This window comes from Methylibium sp., assembly GCF_013817365.1.
Taxonomy (GTDB): Bacteria; Pseudomonadota; Gammaproteobacteria; order Burkholderiales; family Burkholderiaceae_C; genus Methylibium.
In genome coordinates this window covers 1-2161 of record NZ_JACDCU010000573.1, presented here as the reverse complement: position 1 = coordinate 2161, position 2161 = coordinate 1, and the positions used below count along the sequence as shown (strand labels likewise).

At 66.6% G+C, this 2161-nt stretch carries 2 protein-coding genes and 1 pseudogene; all 3 read right to left on the bottom strand.

Going from position 1 to position 2161, the window contains the following annotated elements; all coding sequences use genetic code 11:
- Window positions 1-644 (bottom strand): ATP-binding cassette domain-containing protein (locus tag H0W38_RS21450; protein ID WP_292458014.1); only part of this gene is annotated, 644 nt, incomplete at its 3' end.
- A complete protein-coding gene (gene urtC, locus H0W38_RS21445; RefSeq protein ID WP_292458016.1) occupies window positions 641-1723 on the bottom strand; it encodes an urea ABC transporter permease subunit UrtC in 1083 nt (360 codons plus the stop codon). The genes H0W38_RS21450 and urtC, both read right to left, overlap by 4 nt.
- Before the next feature lie 215 nt (window positions 1724-1938).
- Window positions 1939-2161 (bottom strand): annotated as a pseudogene (locus tag H0W38_RS21440) (urea ABC transporter permease subunit UrtB); the annotation flags it as partial.

Below are 2161 nucleotides of genomic sequence, written 5' to 3'. Positions count from 1 at the left end.
TCGAGCAGCAGGAGCTTGGGGTCCTGCATGAGCAGCATGCCGATCTCGAGCCACTGCTTCTGGCCGTGCGAGAGAAGCCCGGCCAGGCGCCCCGCCTGAGCCTTCAGGTGGATGCGTTCGAGCACCGCGTCGATGCGTTCGTGCTCCGCTCCCGAGAGCCGGGCCCACACGGCAGCACGCACGCGGCGGTCGGTCTTGAGCGCGAGTTCTAGGTTCTCGAACACGCTGAGCTGCTCGAACACGCTGGGCTTTTGGAACTTGCGGCCGATGCCCAAGCGCGCGACCTCGCTCTCCGAGTGGCGCAGCAGATCGACCGTGGAGCCGAAGAACGCACGCCCGGCGTCGGGCCGCGTCTTGCCGGTGATCACATCCATCATCGTCGTCTTGCCCGCGCCGTTGGGCCCGATGATGCAGCGCAGTTCGCCGGCGGCGATGTCGAGCGTGAGCGCATCGAGTGCCTTGAAGCCGTCGAAGCTCACCGTGATGTCTTCGAGGTACAGGATGGCGCCGTGCGCCACGTCGAGCGCGCCGCGCTCGACCACGCGGCCGTAGCTGGCGACGCGCCCGCCCGAGGGCCCGTCTCCAGGCGGCGCTTCATGGCGCTGGCGCGCACGGGCGCCGGCCTGCAGCAGATCAGGCGTCATGGCGCGGTCCTGCGCAAGCGCCCCAGCACGCGCCGCCAGCTGCCGCTTTCACCGCTCGAAAGACGGCGGAAAAGTCCGACGATGCCTTGGGGCAGGAACAGCGTCACCGCGATGAAGAGTGCACCCAGAAAGTACAGCCAGACTTCCGGAAACGCCTGCGTGAACCAGCTCTTCGCCCCGTTGACGAAGAAGGCGCCGACGATCGGGCCGATGAGCGTGGCGCGCCCGCCCACCGCCGTCCAGATCGCCATCTCGATGCCGGCCGCCGGCGACATCTCGCCCGGGTTGATGATGCCGACCTGCGGCACATAAAGCGCGCCGGCCACGCCGCAGATCACGGCCGAAAGTGTCCAAATCGCCAGCTTGTACCAAAGCGGGTCGTAGCCACAGAACATGACGCGGTTCTCGGCGTCGCGCACGGCCTGCAGCACGCGTCCGAAGCGTGTGGCGACCAGCCAGCGGGCGAACACGAAGCAGCCGATCAGGGTGAGTCCCGTGATGACGAACAACACCATGCGCGTGTCCGGCTGCGCGATCGGCACACCGACGATCCGCTTGAAGTCGGTGAAGCCGTTGTTGCCGCCGAAGCCGGTCTCGTTGCGGAAGAACAGCAACATCGCGGCGAAGGTGAGCGCCTGCGTGATGATCGAAAAGTACACGCCCTTGATGCGCGAACGGAACGCAAAGTACCCGAAAACGAAGGCCACGCCGCCCGGCACCACGACGATGAGCACGAGCGTGGCGAGGAAGGAGTCGCTGAGCGCCCAGTGCCAGGGCAACTCCTTCCAGTCGAGGAAGACCATGAAGTCGGGCAGCGCCGACTGGTAATTGCCGTCGAGGCCGATCTGGCGCATGAGGTACATGCCCATTGCGTAGCCGCCCAGCGCGAAGAACAGGCCGTGGCCGAGCGACAGGATGCCGGTGTAGCCCCACACCAGATCTATCGCCAGCGCGCAGATGGCGAAGCACATGATCTTGGCGATGAGGCCGACGGCGTAGTCGCTGAGGTGCAAGGCACTGTCGGGGGGGACGGCGAGGTTGAGCAGCGGGGCGAGAACCGTGACGGCGATGAAGGCGATGAGGACGCCGGTCCAGCGATGGACGCGACGACCCTCACCCCAGCCCTCTCCCGCACGCGGGAGAGGGAGCCGGCCGGCTCTGCTTGCCTGGTCTTCTTGCACACGGCGACCCTCTTCCAATCCGCCTGCCGTAGACGCGAGCACTGGCTTGGCTCCCTCTCCCCCGGACACAGGGGAGAGGGTTGGGGTGAGGGGGCCGCCCGGAACCACCGCACTCATGCCTCCACGCTCCGCCCCTTGATCGCAAACAGGCCCTGCGGCCGCTTCTGAATGAAGATCACGATGAACACCAGCACCATGATCTTGGCCAGCACCGCGCCCTGCCAGCCTTCCAGCAGCTTGTTTACGATGCCCAATCCGAGCGCCGCATACACCGTGCCGGCCAACTGCCCCACCCCGCCCAGCACGACCACCATGAAGCTGTCGACGATGTAGCCC